At 61.5% G+C, this 15,728-nt stretch carries 14 protein-coding genes; 13 read left to right on the forward strand and 1 reads right to left on the reverse strand.

Features of this window, described 5'->3' with window-relative positions:
* Positions 1 to 9: 9 nt before the first annotated feature.
* Genes BB029_RS22540 through BB029_RS22570 form a run of 7 tightly spaced genes read left to right on the forward strand, consistent with a single transcriptional unit; the run spans position 10 to position 8,103 of the window.
* On the forward strand, positions 10 to 1,767 hold the full coding sequence (locus BB029_RS22540; protein ID WP_027604944.1) for a carbamoyltransferase: 1,758 nt from the start codon (positions 10 to 12) through the stop codon (positions 1,765 to 1,767).
* Positions 1,751 to 2,881, forward strand: a complete 1,131-nt coding sequence (locus tag BB029_RS22545; protein WP_065940841.1) for a glycosyltransferase — start codon at positions 1,751 to 1,753, stop codon at positions 2,879 to 2,881. The genes BB029_RS22540 and BB029_RS22545 overlap by 17 nt, the downstream gene beginning before the upstream one ends.
* Positions 2,881 to 3,777, forward strand: coding sequence for a GNAT family N-acetyltransferase (locus BB029_RS22550; protein WP_065940842.1), 897 nt, complete (start codon positions 2,881 to 2,883; stop codon positions 3,775 to 3,777). The genes BB029_RS22545 and BB029_RS22550 overlap by 1 nt, the downstream gene beginning before the upstream one ends.
* The gene (locus tag BB029_RS22555; RefSeq protein WP_065940843.1) at positions 3,774 to 5,171 is read left to right on the forward strand and encodes a PIG-L deacetylase family protein; all 1,398 of its coding nucleotides are present in this window, start codon (positions 3,774 to 3,776) and stop codon (positions 5,169 to 5,171) included. The genes BB029_RS22550 and BB029_RS22555 overlap by 4 nt, the downstream gene beginning before the upstream one ends.
* A gap of 23 nt (positions 5,172 to 5,194) precedes the next feature.
* Positions 5,195 to 6,151, forward strand: coding sequence for a glycosyltransferase (locus BB029_RS22560; protein WP_065940844.1), 957 nt, complete (start codon positions 5,195 to 5,197; stop codon positions 6,149 to 6,151).
* Between the two features lie 50 nt (positions 6,152 to 6,201).
* On the forward strand, positions 6,202 to 6,963 hold the full coding sequence (locus BB029_RS22565) for a hypothetical protein (protein ID WP_065940845.1): 762 nt from the start codon (positions 6,202 to 6,204) through the stop codon (positions 6,961 to 6,963).
* Positions 6,964 to 7,005: 42 nt separating this feature from the next.
* Complete coding sequence (locus tag BB029_RS22570) at positions 7,006 to 8,103, forward strand: glycosyltransferase (protein ID WP_065940846.1); 1,098 nt, start codon at positions 7,006 to 7,008, stop codon at positions 8,101 to 8,103.
* On the opposite strand, the gene BB029_RS22575 is transcribed toward BB029_RS22570, so the two are convergent.
* A complete protein-coding gene (locus BB029_RS22575; RefSeq protein ID WP_174557008.1) occupies positions 8,092 to 8,658 on the reverse strand; it encodes a toluene tolerance protein in 567 nt (188 codons plus the stop codon). The two genes, BB029_RS22570 and BB029_RS22575, sit on opposite strands and share 12 nt — an antisense overlap.
* A 148-nt stretch (positions 8,659 to 8,806) precedes the next feature.
* Between BB029_RS22575 and BB029_RS22580 the strand changes: the two genes are divergently transcribed.
* The 6 genes from BB029_RS22580 to BB029_RS22605 all read left to right on the forward strand — a co-directional run bounded on the left by BB029_RS22580 (position 8,807) and on the right by BB029_RS22605 (position 15,718).
* Positions 8,807 to 9,985: an O-antigen ligase gene (locus BB029_RS22580; RefSeq protein ID WP_065940848.1), complete on the forward strand. Its 1,179-nt coding sequence runs from the start codon at positions 8,807 to 8,809 to the stop codon at positions 9,983 to 9,985.
* A gap of 9 nt (positions 9,986 to 9,994) precedes the next feature.
* Positions 9,995 to 11,803 carry a lipid A export permease/ATP-binding protein MsbA gene (gene msbA / locus BB029_RS22585; protein ID WP_065940849.1) on the forward strand — a complete coding sequence of 603 codons (1,809 nt, stop codon included), beginning with the start codon at positions 9,995 to 9,997 and terminating at the stop codon, positions 11,801 to 11,803.
* 153 nt (positions 11,804 to 11,956) lie between these two features.
* On the forward strand, positions 11,957 to 12,661 hold the full coding sequence (locus BB029_RS22590; protein ID WP_065940850.1) for a sulfotransferase family 2 domain-containing protein: 705 nt from the start codon (positions 11,957 to 11,959) through the stop codon (positions 12,659 to 12,661).
* Positions 12,654 to 13,262, forward strand: a complete 609-nt coding sequence (gene cysC, locus BB029_RS22595) for an adenylyl-sulfate kinase (RefSeq protein WP_065940851.1) — start codon at positions 12,654 to 12,656, stop codon at positions 13,260 to 13,262. The genes BB029_RS22590 and cysC overlap by 8 nt, the downstream gene beginning before the upstream one ends.
* A 103-nt stretch (positions 13,263 to 13,365) precedes the next feature.
* Positions 13,366 to 14,790: a bifunctional D-glycero-beta-D-manno-heptose-7-phosphate kinase/D-glycero-beta-D-manno-heptose 1-phosphate adenylyltransferase HldE gene (gene hldE / locus BB029_RS22600; protein WP_065940852.1), complete on the forward strand. Its 1,425-nt coding sequence runs from the start codon at positions 13,366 to 13,368 to the stop codon at positions 14,788 to 14,790.
* Positions 14,783 to 15,718: an NAD-dependent epimerase/dehydratase family protein gene (locus BB029_RS22605; RefSeq protein WP_065940853.1), complete on the forward strand. Its 936-nt coding sequence runs from the start codon at positions 14,783 to 14,785 to the stop codon at positions 15,716 to 15,718. The genes hldE and BB029_RS22605 overlap by 8 nt, the downstream gene beginning before the upstream one ends.
* Positions 15,719 to 15,728 lie beyond the last annotated feature (10 nt).

Consider the following 15,728-nt stretch of genomic DNA (forward strand, 5'->3'; position numbering starts at 1 on the left):
TAGACCCCTGTGGCATTGACGATTCTTGGCCTGTCCGGCGCCCTTAGCCATGATCCTTCCGCAGCCTTGTATATCGACGGCAAGCTGATCGCGGCCGCCGAAGAAGAGCGCTTCGTACGCGACAAACATGCAAAGAACCGCATGCCCTACGAGTCGGCGAAGTTCTGCCTGGAACAGGCCGGCATCAAGCCTTCCGACGTTGATGTGGTGGCGATCCCGTTCGCCCCGATCAGCCTGTTCGGCGAGGCACGCTGGCACTACGCCAAGCGTTACTGGTACGCCCCGGACCGCGCCCTTGACGCGATCCTGATGGGCAACCGTCGCTACAAACGCTACCGCAACAAGATCGTCTGGTGCCTGGAGCAACTGGGCTTCGACCCGAAGAAAATCAAGATCGAACCGGTTGAACACCACCTGGCCCACGCGTCCAGCGCCTACCACTGCTCCGGCTTCCAGGAGAAGACCGCGATCCTCGGCATCGACGGCAAGGGTGAGTACGCCACCACGTTCTTCGGCTACGGCGAGAACGGCAAGATCCACAAGATCAAGGAATTCTACGATCCGGACTCCCTCGGCGGCCTTTACGGCGCGATCACCGAGTTCCTCGGTTTCGAGATGCTCGACGGCGAGTTCAAGGTCATGGGCATGGCGCCGTACGGCGATGCCAGCAAGTACGACTTCTCGCGCCTGGCCTCGTTTGAAAACGGCGAGTTGGTGATCAACACCGACTACGCCAACGTCATCGGCCTGCGCCGTTATAAAGAGAAGGGCAAGGGTTTCTACTTCTCGCCGAAACTGATCGAGTGGCTGGGCCCCAAGCGCGAAGGCGACATCGCCGACGAGCCGTACATTCACTACGCCGCCAGCATGCAGGCGCTGTTTGAAAAGCTGGCCTTGCAGATGATCGACCATTACCTGGGCGATATCCTCAAGGACACCGGCAAGCTGGCCTTCGCCGGCGGCTGCGCGCTGAACGTCAAGCTGAACCAGAAGATCATTGCCCGTGACGACGTGAAAGAGCTGTTCGTGCAGCCGGCGTCCGGCGATGCCGGCACTGCTGTCGGTGCCGCCGCGTACGTGTCCCACGCCCGTGGTGTACCGGTGGAGAAGATGGAGCACGTCTACCTCGGTCCGTCCTACAGCAACGAAGACGTAATCGCCGCCTGCGCCAAGCACGAGAGCAAGCCGAACTGGCGCAGGATCGAGAACATGCCCAAGCGCATTGCCAAGATCATGGTCGACGGCAACCCGGTGGCCTGGTTCCAGGGCCGCATGGAGTTTGGCCCGCGCGCCCTGGGCGGTCGTTCGATCATCGGTTGCCCAAGTGCGACCGGCGTGGCCGACCGCATCAACCACCAGATCAAGTTCCGCGAGCGCTGGAGGCCTTTCTGCCCGTCGATGCTCGACACCGTGGCTCCGCAGATGATCAAGGTCGATCACCCGGCGCCGTTCATGACCTTCACCTTTGAAGTGTCGGAAGAGTGGAAGACCCGCGTGCCGGAAGTGGTGCATGAAGACGGCACCTCCCGCGCCCAGGTGCTCAAGCGCGAATACAACCCGCGCTACTACGACATGATGAAAGAGCTGGAAGTACTGACCGGCAACGGCGTGTCCCTGAACACCTCGCTCAACCGTCGTGGCGAAGCGATGATCTGCTCGCCGACCGACGCGCTGAACATGTTCTTCGGCTCCGACCTGCAGTACCTGATCATGGAAGACATCCTGGTCGTCAAAGACGGCGTGGACCCTTATGACGCGCTCGGCTGAACGCCACGTCCTGCAGTTCTGCCATGGCTATGACGGTCCGTTCCTGGACTGCGCGCGGCAGTACGCCAGTTTGTTCGCAGGCTCCGGCTACAAGGTGACCACGGTGTTTCTCACCGGGGTCGCCGACCCGCACGTGGCCGCCGGTTGTGCGTCCGATGAAGTGTTGTTCATGGAATTCAGCTCCAAGGCCATTCGTGGCCTGAAGCTGGGTGCCATTCGTGAACTGCGCAAGATCGCCGCGTCGCGCAACTTCAGCTTTTGTATCGCCCACCGTTTCAAGCCGATCTACATCGCCTTGCTTGGCACACGGCTGCCGGTGATTGGCGTGCATCACGCCTTTGGTGACTACCAGCGTCGCAGTCGCAGGCTGTTTGCCGGGATCTTCCGCAAGCGCCTGAGCCTGCTGGGGGTTTCCGACGCGGTGCGTGACGATATGCGCCGCTGCCTGCCGACCTGGCCGGCGGCGCGCATCCAGACGTTGTACAACCGCATCGACGTTGACGCCTTGCAGGCCACCCAGGTAACTGCGCATGAGGCTCGCGACGCGTTGGGGTTGTCGCCGGACGAATGGGTGGTCGGCAATGTCGGTCGCCTGCACCCGGACAAGGACCAGGCCACATTGCTCAAGGGCTTTGCCCAGGCGCTGGCGCACTTGCCGGCCGAAAGCCGCCTGGCCATCCTCGGCAGCGGGCGCCTGGAGCAGGACCTCAAGGCCCTCGCACGGGAGCTGGGCATTGCCGACAAGGTGCTGTTCCTCGGCCAGGTGCCGGATGCGCGCCGCTATTTCCGTGCTTTCGATGTGTTTGCTCTGAGCTCCGACCATGAACCCTTTGGCATGGTGCTGCTGGAAGCCATGGCGGCCGGCGTCCCGTTGCTGGCCACGGCCTGTGGCGGCGCGAAGGAAGTGGTCGAAGGCGTGGGTATCCTGTTTCCCTTCGGCGATGCCGAACACCTTGCCCAGGGGCTGCGGCATCTGGCAGCGATGGATCAACACCAGCAACGGCAGTGCGCCGAGATGATGCTGGAGCGGCTGCGCGAGCGTTTCTCGGATCAGGCGGTACGCGATACCTTCTGGCAACTGCCGCACGTTATTGAACTGACCGCGGGGGCTTGATGCTCAATCGATTCCAAGGCTGGCGCGAGCGTGGCTGGTCCGTCGTCGACGCGCCGGTCTACAGCGATGCCTGGCAACGTTTTGGCGGCAGTGTCGCGACCCACCCGCAAGTGATCGAACGTCTGGCCGGGCTGGCCGACATCCCGGTGCGTTACCTGGCCTGGGAGCAGGGCGGCGAGCTTCAGGCCTGCATCGCGACCTGGGGGCGCGACCTGGCCTTGTCCAAGGATGTGCTCAAGCAGCGCGGCAAAAAAGGCCTGTTCGACCTGGGTAACGCCGAGTTGATCCTGCCCGCTGCGCCTGCAGCCCAGGCGCCCTTGCGGCACCGTGCACGCTATTTGTCGGCCCTGAATGAAGGCCGTTTCAGCGGCCTCAAGCCCCAGGCCGAACAGTTGGCCATGGCCCGCACCCCGGAAGAACTGTCGAAGAAGTTTCGCTACAACCAGCGTCGCGAACTGCGCTTGCTGGAAGAGGCCGGTGGGGTGGTGCGGCCGGTGAGCGAGTTTTCCAGCGAGGAGCTGGCCGCGATCTACTGCGATCTGTTCCTGCGCCGCTGGGGCTTTGTCGCCACCGGCGCCGAACGCATGGCCGAGGTGATCGAGCTGCTGCGCGAATGGCTGATCGGCTCGGTGATTTTCCTCAATGACGCGCCCATCGCGGTCCAGTTGGTGTACCGGGTCGAGTCGCCGGAGTGGATCAGCGTGGAGTACGTCAATGGCGGCGTCGACCCGCAAACCCGTGCGTTCAGCCCGGGCAGTGTCCTGAGCTTCCTCAACACCCAGGGCGCCTGGGAACAGGCACGTGAGGTGGGCAAGCCGCTGCGTTTCTCCTTCGGGCGTGCCGACCGCGAGTACAAGGACCGATGGTGCAACCCTGTGCCGGTGCTGACCGTATGAGCCGCAAACAGCAATTGCTCAAGCGCCATCGGCGCAACAAACGGGTCGGTTTGCTGATCGGCTTGCTGTTGCTGGTGGTGATCGGTATCTGGGTGGCGTGGTGGCTGCCGCTGGTGCTCGGTGTGCTGGCCTGGGTCGCCCACGAAGCATGGTTTGCCGACCATCTGTTTTATGCGCCCAACGAAGACTACCAATACCGGTTTTCGACGGATGCCGAGGTGGCCGGGGTTCGCTTCGACGGTGACCGGCTAAGGGTGGATTCGCCGCTGCAGGCCGAGGCGACCCTGGTATTGGCTATCAAGGTCAAGAGTGGTTGGTTGGGACGTTTCCTGGATCCGGCCATTGAGATTCTGGGCGGCGAGAGCACTGATCGACAGGCCTTCGAGCGCGGGGTGAATGGCGTTCGCTACCTGAACCTCAGTGGCTGGGCGCCGGCCCTGATGTCCGGTGAGCTGCGCTTGCGCGGGCGTTTTTGTACTGTGCAGGGCGCTCCTCGGCTGTGGGCCTGGGGCACGCCGGATTATTCGGCGCAGCGGGTCATGGTTATCGCGCCTCATGCCGACGATGCCGAATTGGCTGCCTTCGGTCTTTACAGCCAGGCCGACAAGCCGTGGATCGTGACCCTTACCGCCGGTGAAATCGAAGCCGAGCACTATCAACGCATGGGCCTGGATCCGGTCGAGGCCGCGCGGACCAAAGGGCGCCTGCGTGCCTGGGACAGCATTGCCGTGCCGCTTTGGGCCGGCGTACCACAGGCACACTGTGTGCAGCTGGGTTACTTCTGCCTGCAACTGCCGGCGATGCGCGCTGCGCCTGATCAGCCGATCGCTTCGCGCGAGGCCGACCTGTCGGATACCCGCCTGTTCCGTCAATTCAACCCTTTCCCGTTGCCGGCGGATGCCGATGGCCTGCCGACCTGGCAGAACCTGCTCGCCGATCTGCGTCAGTTGCTGCTGACTGCACGCCCTGAAGTGATCGTCTTGCCCCATCCGGTCCTGGATCCTCATCCGGACCACATCTGTGCGCAGCAAGCGGTGATCGAAGCCTTGCAAGGTCTGGAATGGCAGCCGACCACCGTGCTCGGTTACGCCAACCACCTGCATGACAACGACCGCTGGCCCATGGGCGACGCGGGCGCCGGTATTGCCCTGCCGCCGCTGTTCGATGACACGCTGGAACTGTGGCCGTGCAGCCTGTCGCTGTCGCCGGCCCGGCAGCGCGACAAGGCCATGGCGCTGGGCATGATGCATGACCTGCAACCCGCCCCGCCGTTCAAGCGCCGTGTGCGGCGCTGGCTGCAACGGGTCTTGGCGGGGCGGTCGCGGTCGCCTTATGGTGAGAACGAATTTTTCCGCAAGGCCGTACGACGGCATGAGTTGTTCTGGCGTCTGTGACGGCATTTGTGAAAGGGAAGGTCATGAAAGTTTTGTTTCTGGTACAGAAAGAACAGCGCGCGATTCTCGATCGCCTGTACGAAGGCATTGCCGAGCACTGCGAGTGCGATACCCGCTGGCTGAGCAGTGCTGAGCAGCGCAACCTGCGCGGTTACTTCAAGCGTGAAGTCGACGTGACCCGTTATGACCGCATCGTGTTCTTCCTGCGGTTCAAGCAGGAGATTCGCCAGGCCGGCTTTATCCGTACGATCCCGAACCTGGTGATCCTCGAACACGATGCCTACCAGAACTACATTCCCTGCAAGTACACGGGCAAGTTCAGTGCCCACTACCGTCGATTGCCGTGGGCGCGGGTCATCAGTTCGGGGCATATGGTGACCGAACGCCTGCGCGCGGAAGGCTTCGATGCGGTGTTCGTGCCCAAGGGCTACGATCAGGCGCTGTTGCAGGCCCAGGGGCTGGAGCGCGACATTGAGCTGGCCTTTGTCGGCAGCACCAACAGCGTGGCCTACAGTGGTCGCAAGGCATTGCTCGATGAGTTGGCCCGCGTTGAACCTTTGGTGGTCACGCGCACCAAATCCGGTGAGGAATACTGCGCAACCCTCAACCGGATTCGTTTTTTCGTCAGTGCCGACGTGGGCATGGGCGAGTATATGATCAAGAACTTCGAAGCCATGGCCTGTGGTTGTGTGCTGCTGGCGTTTGACCAGGGTGCTGCGGAAAACCAGGCCCTTGGCTTCAAGGACATGGTCAATGTGGTGTTCTACAAAGACATTCCCCAGTTGCAGGAAAAACTCGCTGCATTGCGATCCAATCCTCAACTGGCGGCCGAGATTGCGCGCAACGGGCAAGACCTCGCGGTCAGTCAGTTCAGCTTTGCGCGCATCGGACAGCGCATTGTCGAAGCGCTGAAGCCGCCGCTGCGTCCCCGAGCCCCGTTGAGTTTGCTGGAAAAGTTGCGCTTGAAACTGGGCGTTTGATATCTGCCAGGTGGCCGCACTTAGTGGCCTTATGATATTTTGAGGCTTGAATGCAATTCTCCGCTCAAAGCGATATAACGCTCGTCGTGACCAGTTGTGGTCGCTTCGATTTGTTGAAGCGCACGCTCACGAGCTTCGATCTGTTCAATACAGCGGCCATTCGCGAAGTCTTCATTACCGAAGACTCTGGCGATGACGCGGTCCGCCTGGCGATTCCTGAGCATTGGCTCGGCCATTGCACGTTCCTGATCAACCGCCCGAAGCTGGGGCAATTGGCATCCATCGACTTGGCCTACGGGTCGGTCAAGACCGCGTACATATTCCATTGCGAAGATGATTGGGCGTTTTATCGACCCGGTTTTGTCGAGGATTCCAAGACGGTCCTGGAGCAGCGTCCCGATATTCTGCAAGTCTGGTTGCGTAATTACGTCTACGATTTGCAGGTGCACAGTCCCTATATTCATCTGGGGGCGCGTGAGGTGATTGGTGGGGTGCCTTGTTATCCTTTGCTGTCCGATAAGCCTGACTGGCAGGGGTTCTCGCTGAACCCGGGCCTGCGGCGTATCAAGGAATATTGGTTGTGCGCGCCCTATGCCGGGTTTGAAGGTGAGAAAGGGCTTTCCAGGCGTTACGCGCAGCTGAACCTGGCCGCCGTTACCCTGGAAGGTGATGCCGTTTTGCACACCGGTTTTGGTTTGCATGTGGCGACGGCAGGAGAGCGCTTGACCAAGGAGCGGCGTAAGCGACGAGAGCGGGTCAAGCTGGCCGTCATGCTGATCCTTGGGGTCGGTATCGGCTGGTTGATCCATTAGTAAGTACGACGAGCCGCACCCACACCGCATAAGGTTTTTTCGATGAGTATTCTCAACATCATGTGGGCTGGTGGCTCTGCATTCGCTTCGGTGCAGAAGGTTCATCAGCAGATATTGTCCCAGGCCGACAGCGATGTACGGGTGCACACCTGGTTGCTTCAGGGCCGCGCCGAGGGTAACGATGGCTTGGTCAAAGAGGCCGTCGAGTGGAACCTCTCATCTGCCAGGCTCAAGGGGCGGCACCTGTGGAAGTGGCTGATGCCCTGGATGCGTGCGCGTTTCCAGAAGGCCCTGCCTGAAGATGTGCAGGTTGTGTTGCTTGATGGCGTCGGTGTCGCACGCGTGCTTTTACCGGTGCTAAAGCATTTGCCGCAGGTGCGCGCCGTGGTGATTTTTCATGGTGTCACGCGCTTGCGCAAAGCTGATCGCAAGCTCGTCGAGCAGCTTCCAGCGTCGCAACTGACCCTCGCGGCCGTGTCGCAAACCCTCGCCAGCTCCCTTGAGCGTTACCTGCAACGGCCTGTGGCGGTGCTGCGCAGTGCCTTCGATCCTGCTGTGTTCCGTGCCGCAGTGCTTACCCGTGAGCAGGCGCGCTCCCACCTGGGACTGCCATTGGATGGCTCGCTGGCAGTGGGTGCGGTAGGTCGACTGGTAGACGGCAAGGGGTTTGGCTGTTTGCTGGAGGCCTTTGCCAGTGCGACGGCCGATCAGCCGGATGCGCGCCTGGTGATCATCGGCGAGGGGCCGGCGAGGCCCAGGCTTGAGGCGCGTATCGAGGCGCTTGGCTTGCGCGACAAGGTGTCCCTGCCGGGGCATTTTCCTGAGGCGGCGACCCTTTATCGGGCATTTGACTGGGTTGCCATTCCGTCCACGGAAGAGGGCCTGGGGTTGATCCTGCAAGAGGCGGTGATGGCCGGTGTGCCGGTATTGACCAGTGAGCTGGCGGTGTTCCGCGAACAATTGGGTGATGCCGGCTGGTACGCGCCCGTAGACAGCACCGCGTCCTGGGCTGACCTCCTGAACCGTGCGTTCATGAGTTCCAGTGCGCAGGTTGTCGAGGCTCAGTCGCGGGCGTTGGCACCGGAGCAAGCCTGGAATGATTTCACCGAAACCACCCGGCGGCTGTTCTCATGCCGCTAGCAGCGCTTGCTCCAGTGCTTGCATTGGAAAGCGTTCGTTCAGCTTCTCGCGCGCAATATAGCGCGCGAAATGTTGCAGGTTGCGCCTTGCCAATTCAGGGTTCAAGGGCGCGCGCAGGAAGCGCATGTCGGCCACGTCGATCAGGCCCATTTCATTGTCCGGTGTCACGACAATATTGCCCAGGTGCAACGAGCGGAAGTAGATGCCCGCGCCATGCAAGCGGCGAATAAGGGCCACGAGCGGGTCGAGGTTCGTGCGCCAGTCAAAGCCTTCACGGCTGGAAATCTGGCGCAGCGTTTCGCCCGGCAAAGGACGATAGAGTACGGCGGTCATGCCGGGGGTCGTCAGTTGAAAGAACGCGAGCACGGTCATGGTCGGGATGCCGCGCTGTTGCAACTGCGCCACATTGTCGATGAAACGCTTGGAGTACGGGCGAAACAGCGCGGACGACAGCAGGCGCTTGCGGCGAAACAGTTTGAGGATATTCCCGTCGGTCAGCAGGTAGACTTTGGGGCCATAGCTGTCCTGTTCCAGGATTTTGGCACCTTCAATCATCGCGGTTAAATCGGCTTGGGAAAGCCTTGAACATTGCATCGTCGGAAAGCCTTGTGGGGGTCGCGGGCACAGTGATCGGTAATAATGCCGAAAGTTTTGGGTTTTAACCATGCCGGGTTGGTGGGTTGAACGTATTCAGGAGCGGGTGATGCAAGCAAGTCGTTGGGCGCAGGTATGGATGGTTTTCGGGTTACTTTGGTTTTTGTTGGCTATTGCCTTCGCGCCGACCAATAAGATCTATCAACAAGGCTTGACGCTGTTTCTGTGGTTGCCGGCAATGGTGTTTGCCTGGTCGGCGCGTGAGCGTCTCAAGGAAGTCTGGCGCGAACAGCGCTGGCTGTGCCTGCTGGTCGCTGCGCTCGCCGTCTGGGGGCTGGTCAGTCTGTCGTGGACCAATGTCGAAGACCCGTCGCGCGAGGCCAAGCGCCTGCTGTATATCGGTGTGTTCCTGCTGTTTTTTCCTGTGTTTGCGTGTGGTCGAACCGAACGCGTCATTCGTGTGATGCAGTGGGGCGGTTTCGGGCTTGCCTTGTCGTCGCTGGTGGCGATCATCAGGTTCTATGGTGTTGAGCAGAATGCCTGGACTGCCCGCCTCGAAGGTTTAGGGCAGTTGGCCCACCCGATCCTGGGCGCCTACGTGATTGGCCTGGCTGCGGTTTGGCTGTTGCACTGGTTGCCCCGTGGTCGTTGGATGCAAGTGGCGTGGGTGCTGTCTATCGGTTTTCTCGGACTTTTCGTGGTGTTGAGCCAAAGTCGTGGTGCCGCACTGGCCTTGTTGCTGACTGTGGTGGCGATGCCCGCCTGGTGCCGAGACCGCCGTAGCACGGTGATTGCGATTGGCGCGGTCATTGCGGCGCTGGCGGTGTTCTTCGCCATGCAATCCCTGATGCTGGCCCGTGGCGTGTCTTACCGCCCGCAGATTTTCATGGCCGCTGTGCAGATGATCAGCGAGCGCCCGTGGACCGGCCTGGGGCTGGGTGGGGACTACAAGGTATTTGCCGACAACCTCTTTTTCGATCACTCCCACAACCTGTTCACCCACGTGAGCATCGAGTTGGGCCTGCCGGGCCTGCTGCTGTGGTGCGGCCTGTGGTTCGGTGTGCTGTGGCAAGCCTGGAAGGCCCGCGACACGCTCTATGGCAAGGGCATCATCGGCATGTGGGTGTTTTCGTTCCTGGCCATGCAATTCGATGCCGCCAGCCTGACCGGCACGCCGCGGGCCGAGTGGTTTATCTCCTGGCTGCCGATTGCCCTGGCCAGTGTTTTGGTCTGGGCTCGGGCCAAACCCGACGCGTGTGATAAAGTTCGCGTCCTACCCAATCAGTGAGCTCGACACATGAGTGACGCACCGCCCAAAGCGGACCAGGAATCCAGCCTGAAAATCTATTTCCGGCTGCTGGGCTATGTGAAACCGTACCTCGGCATGTTCCTGCTGAGTATCGTGGGCTTCGTGATCTTCGCTTCGACCCAGCCAATGCTCGCTGGGATTCTCAAGTACTTCGTCGATGGCTTGAGCAACCCCGATGTGGTGTTCCTGCCCAAGATCCCGTTGTTCAAGGACTTGAAGTTGCTGATGGCCGTGCCGCTGCTGATCATCCTGATCGCCGCGTGGCAGGGGCTGGGATCGTTCCTGGGCAACTACTACCTGGCCAAGGTTTCCCTGGGGCTGGTGCATGACCTGCGGGTCCAGCTGTTCAACAAGCTGCTGGTGTTGCCGAACCGCTATTTCGATACCCACAACTCCGGGCACCTGATTTCCCGTATCACCTTCAACGTGACCATGGTCACCGGTGCGGCCACCGATGCAATCAAGGTGGTGATCCGCGAAGGCCTGACGGTGGTGTTCCTGTTTGGCTACCTGCTGTGGATGAACTGGAAGCTGACCCTCGTGATGCTGGCGATCCTGCCGCTGATCGCGATCATGGTCGGCAGCACCAGCAAGAAATTCCGCAAGCAGAGCAAGAAGATCCAGGTGGCAATGGGCGATGTGACGCACGTCGCTTCGGAAACCATCCAGGGGTACCGCGTGGTGCGCAGCTTCGGTGGCGAAAGCTACGAGGAGCGCCGCTTTGCCGCTGCCAGCCAGGGCAATACCGACAAGCAGCTGCGCATGAACAAGACCGGTGCGGTCTATACGCCGATGCTGCAACTGGTGATCTACACGGCCATGGCCGCGTTGATGTTCCTGGTGCTGCTGTTGCGCGGTGAAGCCACGGCGGGTGACCTGGTGGCCTACATTACTGCGGCGGGCCTGCTGCCCAAGCCGATTCGCCAGCTGTCGGAAGTCAGCTCGACGATCCAGAAAGGCGTGGCCGGCGCCGAGAGCATCTTCGAACAACTGGATGAAGAGCCCGAAGTCGACAGCGGCACCGTGGAGCGTGATCGCGTCAGCGGTCGCCTGGACGTGCGCAACCTGAGCTTCACCTACCCGGGTACGGAGCGTGAGGTGCTCAAGAACATCAGCTTCAGCGCAGCCCCTGGGCAGATGATCGCCCTGGTCGGCCGCTCGGGCAGCGGCAAGTCGACCCTGGCCGGCCTGATCCCGCGTTTCTACCATCACGAAACCGGGGAAATCCTGCTGGACGAGGTCGAGATCGAAGACTACCGCCTGCGTAACCTGCGTCGTCACGTGGCCCAGGTGACCCAGCATGTGACCTTGTTCAACGACACCGTGGCCAACAACATCGCCTACGGCGACCTCGCGGATGCACCCCGTGCCGACATCGAGAAAGCCGCCGCCGACGCCTACGCCATGGACTTCATCTCCGAGCTGCCAAAAGGCCTGGACACCGAAGTCGGTGAAAACGGCGTGCTGCTTTCCGGCGGTCAACGTCAGCGCCTGGCGATCGCCCGGGCCCTGCTGAAAAATGCCCCGCTGCTGATCCTCGATGAGGCCACTTCGGCCCTGGATACCGAGTCCGAGCGGCATATCCAGGCTGCACTGGACAAGGTCATGAAAGGTCGCACCACCCTGGTGATTGCACACCGTTTGTCCACCATCGAGAAAGCCGACCTGATTCTGGTGATGGACCACGGTGAAATTGTCGAGCGCGGGACACATCTCGAACTGCTGGCCATGGGCGGTTATTACTCGCGCCTGCACGCCATGGGGCTGGACGAACCGGCCACGGCAAACATCACCTGACCCGCCGGGGCGTGCAATGCGCCCCGGTGTTTGTATCCGGCCCGTTACAGGGCTTGACCAAAGCCAAATAATCCACTGCCTGTCGTTTGTTATGTTGGCCTTCTCGATTCGAATGACGAACGAGAGGGCTAACCTTCTTGCGTGGGTATTGGAATGCTGCAACATCTACTGTGGAAACTGCTGCCCAAACACCAGAGGGTGTTTCTGCTGGGGCGTTTGTCGGTGGTGGATCGTCAGGCGGTGAACAAATCCCTGTCTGGGGTCGCAACGCTCAACCCGGCTTTCGAGCGCCACCGGTGTGTGTTTATCCATGTGCCCAAATGCGCCGGCAGCAGTGTGTGCTCGGCACTTCTCGAGGGACGCTGGCCGGGGCATTTGCCGTATTACTGGTATGAGCAGCAATTTCCCCAGCACTGCGAGCGCAGCTTCAAATTTGCGTTCGTGCGTGACCCGCTCGAGCGGGCCTACTCGGCCTACACCTATTTGCGCGGCAACGCCATGGGCCCTCGCGACCTGCAAGCCCAGGCGCTGGTTTCCAGCTACCGTGACTTCGACCATTTCGTTGCCGGCTGGCTGCACCCGGACAATCTGCGACGCCAATTGCACTTCGCTCCCCAGACCGACTTCCTGGTCGACCACATGGGCCAGATGGCCATGGACTTCCTCGGGCGCCAGGAGTCTTTGCAGCAAGACTTCCAGCACCTGTGCGAACGCCTCGGGGTGGACTCATCCCTGCCGCATCTGAATGTTTCACTGGGGCGTCGCCACGAGCCGGTCAGGGACTTTTGCTCCTCGCGCACGCGCCGATTGGTCAGGCGTGCCTATCAACGTGACTACGAGGTGTTGGGTTATGAATAGCCAGTTGCTGGCCGGCGGTTGCGCTGCCATCCGTCCCTTTGCCTTATCGCTGTCGGTGGCCGCGCGGGCGGCGCTCAAGCATCAGCAGCCTTGCTGCGTATGGTTGACGGGGCTGTCCGGGTCCGGCAAGTCGACCCTGGCCAATGCCCTGGAGGTGCAACTCAACGAGCAGGGACGGCACACCTTCGTGCTCGATGGCGACAATTTGCGCACGGGGCTGTGCAATGACCTGGGCATGAGCGATGCGGCCCGCAAGGAAAATATCCGGCGTATCGGCGAAGTGGCGCGCCTGATGGTGGACGCCGGCTTGATTGTCATTGTGTCGGCGATCTCGCCGTTCAGCGTCGATCGGGCGAGCGCCAGGGCGCTGTTCGGGCCGGAGCAGTTCTTTGAGATTTATGTCAGCACGCCCTTTGACGTATGCGCCCGGCGCGACCCCAAGGGCTTGTACCGTGCGGCACTGGACGGGCGCATCAAGGCCTTCACCGGGTTGGACAGCCCCTATGAGGCGCCGCTTGCGGCCGACTGCGAAATCAATACCGATGAGGTCGAGTTGGCTGAAGCCGTGGAGCAGATCCTGGCGGCACTGTTTAAAAAGTGATCAGTTTCAGTGCCTGATGCATCGCGGATAAAGCTCTCGAACTAGGCGGCGCTCACCCTGTGCTAATATCGCGCCCCTGTTCATTTTGTATGTGGGTTGCTCCATGAAGTTGTCCATGCCGCGATTCGATCAAGCCCCAGTCTTGGTGGTCGGCGATGTCATGCTCGACCGTTACTGGCATGGTGGTACCTCACGGATTTCCCCTGAGGCGCCGGTACCGGTAGTCAAGGTCGAGCAAATCGAAGACCGTCCAGGCGGCGCTGCCAACGTTGCCCTCAATATTGCCGCCCTCGGCGCCCCGGCCTCCCTGGTCGGTGTGACCGGCGACGACGAAGCCGCCGACAGCCTGGCCAACAGCCTGCGCGGCGCCGGCGTGCGCGCGCTGTTCCAGCGCATTGCCCATCAGCCGACCATCGTCAAGTTGCGGGTGATGAGCCGTCACCAGCAATTGCTGCGTATCGATTTCGAAGAACCCTTCGCCACCGACGCCCTGGCCCTCAGTGGCCAGGTCGACGCGTTGCTCGAAGGTATCAAGGTGCTGGTGTTGTCCGACTACGGCAAAGGCGCCCTGAAGAACCACCAGGAACTGATCCAGGCTGCCAAGGCGCGGAACATTCCGGTACTGGCCGATCCCAAGGGCAAGGACTTCTCGATTTATCGAGGTGCGAGCCTGATCACGCCGAACCTCAGCGAGTTCGAGGCCATCGTCGGCGGTTGCGTCGATGAGCACGACCTGGTGAGCAAAGGCGCGGCACTCATGGCCGACCTTGACCTCGGCGCCTTGCTGGTGACCCGAGGCGAGCACGGCATGACCCTGCTGCGTCCCGGTCACCCGGCGATGCACCTGCCGGCGCGTGCCCGTGAAGTGTTTGACGTCACCGGTGCCGGTGACACCGTGATTTCCACCCTGGCGGCCTCCATTGCGGCCGGCGAAGAGCTGCCCCACGCCGTGGCCCTGGCCAACCTGGCGGCGGGCATTGTTGTCGGCAAGCTGGGTACTGCCGCGATCAGCGCGCCTGAACTGCGCCGTGCGATCCAGCGCTCCGAAGGTTCGGAACGTGGCGTGCTGAGCATCGAGCAATTGCTGCTGGCGATTGACGATGCCCGTGCCCACAACGAAAGCATTGTGTTTACCAATGGCTGTTTCGATATCCTCCACGCCGGCCATGTGACCTACCTGGAGCAGGCTCGCGCCCAAGGTGATCGCCTGATCGTCGCGGTCAACGATGATGCGTCGGTCAGCCGCCTGAAGGGCCCTGGCCGGCCGATCAACAGCGTCGACCGACGCATGGCGGTATTGGCCGGGTTGGGCGCGGTGGACTGGGTGATCAGCTTCCCCGAAGCCACCCCGGAAAACCTGCTGGCCCAGGTCAAGCCGGACGTGCTGGTCAAGGGCGGCGACTACTCCGTCGACCAGGTGGTCGGGGCCGACATCGTCAGCGCCTACGGCGGCAAGGTCAAAGTGCTGGGCCTGGTTGAGAACAGCTCGACCACCGCCATTGTCGAGAAGATCCGCAACAATGAGTAAGGCTGATCCGTTGGTCCTGATCACCGGTGGCGCGGGCTTTATTGGCTCGCACCTGGTCGATGCGCTGCTTGCCAAGGGCTATGCGGTGCGTGTGCTGGATAACCTGTCCACGGGCAAGCGCAGCAACCTGCCGCTGGACAACCCGCGGGTCGAACTGCTTGAGGGGGATGTCGCCGACGCCGGGATGGTGGCGCATGCCGCTGTCGGCGCGACGGCGGTGGTGCACCTGGCGGCGGTCGCTTCGGTGCAGGCTTCGGTAGATGACCCGGTCAGCACGCACCAGAGTAATTTCGTCGGTACCCTGAATGTCTGCGAAGCCATGCGCAAAGCCGGTGTGAAGCGGGTGGTATTCGCTTCCAGCGCGGCGGTGTATGGCAACAACGGCGAAGGCGCTTCCATTGACGAAGAGACCACTAAGGCGCCGTTGACGCCCTATGCCTCGGACAAGTTGGCCGGCGAGCATTACTTCGACTTCTACCGGCGCCAGCATGGCCTGGAACCGGTGATTTTCCGCTTCTTCAATATCTTCGGCCCGCGTCAGGATCCGTCGTCGCCGTACTCCGGCGTGATCAGCATCTTCAGCGAACGGGCTCAGCAAGGCCTGCCGATTACCGTGTTCGGCGATGGCGAGCAGACCCGCGACTTCATGTACGTGGAAGACCTGGTGGACGTGCTGGTGCAGGCCATCGAAGCCCCGGACGCGCCGTTGGGGGCGATCAACGTCGGCTGGAACCGCACGACTACCCTCAAGCAGGTGCTGCAGGCACTGGAAGAGGCCATTGGTACGTTGCCTGCCGTGACTTACGGCCCGGCACGCTCGGGAGACATTCGCCATTCGCGGGCAAATAACCAGCGTTTGCTGGCCAGCTTCAAGCTGCCTGAGCCGACCCCGTTGACGGTTGGCCTGGCGCGGTTGCTCCGAGGCTGACTGTTCACCT

The organism is Pseudomonas sp. S3E12, assembly GCF_001702295.1.
GTDB lineage: Bacteria > Pseudomonadota > Gammaproteobacteria > Pseudomonadales > Pseudomonadaceae > Aquipseudomonas > Aquipseudomonas marginalis.